Consider the following 3,616-nt stretch of genomic DNA (forward strand, 5'->3'; position numbering starts at 1 on the left):
AGGAACATGATCTTGTTCAGCCATTCATCCGCATAGTCTTCAAGGATCAGCGCAAGGGTCGACGTGGCAACGTCGTCCGGAACGGCCGTAGGCTCCGGATGGTCTTCCTCAAGGGCGGAAATGATTGCCGTGGAATCCTGATTGGCCGATCGCGAAGGGGAGACCAGCAGCGGCACAGAGGCCACGCGCGCCAATGCCTGGAATTCTTCCTCATTCTCGCGTGAGCGGGATACCCAGTCGAAATCAATATTCTTGTAGCGCAGGAACGACCGCACTTTCTGGGAATAGGGCGAGGTATCTGCGCCGAAGAGGCGATAATCGGACATGGGCATACGGCTTTCATTGTGTTTGGCCCTGTCTGTAGGCATTTCAGCACGCACTGCCAAGGAGCGTTTGCCGCAGCTGGTGATAATGGGTATGCGCTCGGTCAGAACTTGTTGGACATTGAAAGGAGCGGCAGATGCGGATCATGCACGTGATGGCGGGCGCCCAGGAAGGCGGCGCAGAGAACATCATGCTGGAATCCGTGCTGGCACTGGCAGAAGCCGGTCTGACCCAGCATGTGGTCACACGACCGGACAACCAGTTCCGCGTCCAGAAATTCCGTGAAGCCGGCATCGGGGTGGATGTGGCCGCGTTCAACAATACGTGGCCCTTCCCGACGCGGCGCGTGATTGGCGACGCGATCAAGGTCTTCAAGCCGGATGTTATCGAGTACTGGATGGGCCGCGCCGGGCAATATGCGCCGAAGGAATACCGCAATCGTTCGATTGGTTGGTATGGTGGCTATTACAAACTTGCGCGCTTCGTGAATTGCGAATGGCATGTCGGCCTGACCATCGATTTGCTGCGTCACATCCGCGAACAAGGTGTCCCGGACGATCGCTCTGCCATCGTTCACACCTATGCTGATTTTGAAGGCACTGATCCGGCCAGCCGCGCGGCGCTGGATACGCCCGAAGATGCGCCCGTTGCGCTCGCGCTGGCGCGCCTGCATGAGAAGAAGGGTCTCGACACGTTGCTGGATGCCACGGCCAAAGTGCCAGGCCTGTATGTCTGGATCGCGGGCGATGGCCCGATTGAGGCAGAGTTGAAGGCGCAGTGTACCAAACTTGGGCTGGATGATCGGGTTCGCTTCCTGGGCTGGCGCAATGATCGCGGCGCGCTGCTCGCGGCCTGCGATGTGGTGGCCTTCCCGTCCCGCTACGAGCCGTTCGGCACGGTGACCGTCGACGCATGGGCAGCGTCCCGTCCGCTGGTTGCGGCAGATGCGGTTGGCCCGGCAGCCTATGTGAAGAATGAAGTGAACGGGCTGTTGATTCCGAAAAATGATGTCGATGCGCTCGCCACGGCGCTCAGCCGGGTGATCTCGGACAAGGCGCTCGCGGCAAAGCTGGTCGAAGGTGGCCGAGCCTCATATGAGCAGCAGTTCAACAAGGCCGCGTTCCAGCGCGATTCCGTGGCGCTGTATGAAAAGATCATCGCGCATGCCGGGCCATTCACTGGCTAGAGCAGGCTTGCGAAGAATTTTCGGTAAAGTCGGCGGCTCTCGCGCTGGCCAAGCCCGATCCGGACTTCAATTCCAGCGTCCCTGAGGGCGCGGATGCCCCCATTGGCGACCGGGTGTGGGTCGTCTATGGCGCAGACGACGCGGGCGATGCCGGCCTCCAGCAATTTCACGGAGCAGGATTTTCCGCCCTGGGATCGCTCGCGGCATGGCTCCAGTGTGACATAGGCGGTGCCACTTCGCGCAGCGGCTCCGGCCTCGTCCAGCGCGACCTCCTCGGCATGGGGACGCCCGCCCAGACCGGTTACCCCCGCGCCGACGACATGCCCGTCAGAGTTCAGGATGATACACCCAACCGACGGGTTTATCCCGGTGAGGCCGTTGTTGAGCCGAGCCAGGCTGTGGGCCCGTCCCATCATGCGCCGGTCGCGCCGTCGGGACGGGCGAAAGCTCATGGCAGTTCAGGAAGCGGCTTGCTGCGATCAGAGTCCAAGTAGCGAACGGAGACTGGCTTGAGCGTGTCATCCAGATCAATGTAGAGCGGATTACCGGTTGGAATCTCGATCCCGGTAATGGACTCATCCGGCACCCGGAACAGATGTTTCACCAGGGCGCGCAGGGAGTTGCCATGTGCTGCAATGACGACGTCCGTTCCGGATTTGAGCACGGGTGTGATCGCTTCTTCCCAATAGGGCAGCACACGTTCCAGTGTCAGCTTCAGACTTTCGGTGTTCGGGATATCAATGCCCTTGTAGCGGGGGTCGCCTGCCAGATCGAACTCGCTGCCAGCTTCCATCGGCGGTGGGGGAATGTCGTAGGAGCGGCGCCAGATATGAACCTGATCTTCGCCATGTTTGTCGGCAGTCTCTGCCTTGTTGAGACCGGTCAGGCCACCATAGTGGCGCTCATTCAGGCGCCAATGCTTGGTCACCGGCATCCATACGCGGTCCATCTCCGTCAGGGCGATCCAGAGCGTACGGATGGCGCGGGTCTGAACGCTGGTGAACGCGGCGCGGAAATCGGCGTCGCAGGCTTTCAGCATTTCACCGGACTTTTTGGCTTCGGCTTCGCCCTTCTCGGTCAGGTCGGCATCCCACCAGCCGGTGAACCGGTTTTGCAGGTTCCATTCGGATTGGCCGTGGCGGACAAGCGCTAATCTGGGCATGAAAAATTCCTTTTTGGTCTGTTGCGGGCCCTTTTCAGCGTAAAAGGGTCCGGGTTCAAGCTTCCATCGCCCGGATCAGCTCTGAAAATGCGAGCGTGACATGGTAGCCGGTGGACGCTGGCATGTTGGTTGAGACGATGTGGCCATCGCCATCATACTGGTCGATCCACCCGCCTTCCGGGGTGAGATATTCGTCCATGAGGATGTCGAAGCTCTGGCAGGCCGCGGCAGCGATGGCGTCGTCATCAGTCAGATTCAGCATTGCCAGATGCGCCTTGAGCGCTTCGGTCTGCGACCAGGTGCGTCGCCCCGCATTGTGGGGTGCGCCATCGCGGGTGACTTCCAGAATGGCCCGCCCGTCTGGATCCAGCGTGCTGGTGGCAAAGCTGTACAAGCGACCGGCAATGGGCGGAATTGGCTGGTCGGTTGCGCGGGCGTGCTGGCTCAATAGCCAGATCCACTCGAACTGGTGACCCGGCTCGACAATGCGCGCGGCATCGCCTGCGCCTTCTGCCCAGTCCGGGGCAAAAAATTCTCCCAGCAGGCCGCCGGGGCCTGCGGTGAATTTTGCTTGAAACAGGGAGATGAGTTCGCTGGCGCGGGTGAGATGGTCCCCTTCAGGGTCGGCCCGGTGCAGGGCCAGGCACGCTTCCAGCAAATGCATATGCGGATTTTGGCTGCGCTGGGATGGCGGCGGCAAGCTTTCGGCATAGCCGCCATTGATCCGGTCTTTCATCCGCCCGTCCAGCGCATCCAGCAGCGCCCTTGCCGAAGCGATCGCGCCGCTTCCGTCGTCCAGAGCTTCACTGGCCACGGCGAGCGCGTAGAGCGTGAAGGCGAGATCATACGTGTCGGGCGTATCGTCGACATATTCGTGGCTATCTGCGTTGAGCGTGCGACCCACGAGGCCATCTTCCCGCCGAGCCGTACCGCTGAGGGTGCGC

At 61.1% G+C, this 3,616-nt stretch carries 5 protein-coding genes; 1 reads left to right on the plus strand and 4 read right to left on the minus strand.

What is annotated here, in order from left to right; all coding sequences use genetic code 11:
* Window positions 1-326, minus strand: a 326-nt coding sequence (locus B4F73_RS15920; protein ID WP_290483754.1) for a glutathione S-transferase N-terminal domain-containing protein, incomplete at its 3' end; no start/stop codon positions are given.
* 134 nt (window positions 327-460) lie between these two features.
* Here B4F73_RS15920 and B4F73_RS15925 point away from each other — a divergent pair.
* Window positions 461-1,510: a glycosyltransferase gene (locus tag B4F73_RS15925; RefSeq protein ID WP_206991790.1), complete on the plus strand. Its 1,050-nt coding sequence runs from the start codon at window positions 461-463 to the stop codon at window positions 1,508-1,510.
* On the opposite strand, the gene B4F73_RS15930 is transcribed toward B4F73_RS15925, so the two are convergent.
* The 3 genes from B4F73_RS15930 to B4F73_RS15940 all read right to left on the minus strand — a co-directional run.
* Window positions 1,507-1,926 carry a bifunctional diaminohydroxyphosphoribosylaminopyrimidine deaminase/5-amino-6-(5-phosphoribosylamino)uracil reductase RibD gene (locus B4F73_RS15930; RefSeq protein ID WP_290483755.1) on the minus strand — a complete coding sequence of 140 codons (420 nt, stop codon included), beginning with the start codon at window positions 1,924-1,926 and terminating at the stop codon, window positions 1,507-1,509. The two genes, B4F73_RS15925 and B4F73_RS15930, sit on opposite strands and share 4 nt — an antisense overlap.
* A gap of 32 nt (window positions 1,927-1,958) precedes the next feature.
* Window positions 1,959-2,672, minus strand: a complete 714-nt coding sequence (gene gpmA, locus B4F73_RS15935) for a 2,3-diphosphoglycerate-dependent phosphoglycerate mutase (RefSeq protein WP_290480320.1) — start codon at window positions 2,670-2,672, stop codon at window positions 1,959-1,961.
* A 55-nt stretch (window positions 2,673-2,727) separates the two neighbouring features.
* A partial coding sequence (locus B4F73_RS15940; protein WP_290483756.1) for an AGE family epimerase/isomerase occupies window positions 2,728-3,616 on the minus strand: 889 nt, incomplete at its 5' end.

Origin of the sequence: Hyphomonas sp. UBA3601, from assembly GCF_002375605.1 — a bacterium.
Classification (GTDB): Bacteria; Pseudomonadota; Alphaproteobacteria; order Caulobacterales; family Hyphomonadaceae; genus Hyphomonas.

What these genes read in the sequence shown, in the direction of transcription:
- B4F73_RS15930 (WP_290483755.1), bottom strand. Translation starts at nt 1,926, where the DNA reads ATGATGGGACGGGCCCACAGCCTGGCTCGGCTCAACAACGGCCTCACC.
- gpmA (WP_290480320.1), bottom strand. Translation starts at nt 2,672, where the DNA reads ATGCCCAGATTAGCGCTTGTCCGCCACGGCCAATCCGAATGGAACCTG.
- B4F73_RS15925 (WP_206991790.1), top strand. Translation starts at nt 461, where the DNA reads ATGCGGATCATGCACGTGATGGCGGGCGCCCAGGAAGGCGGCGCAGAG.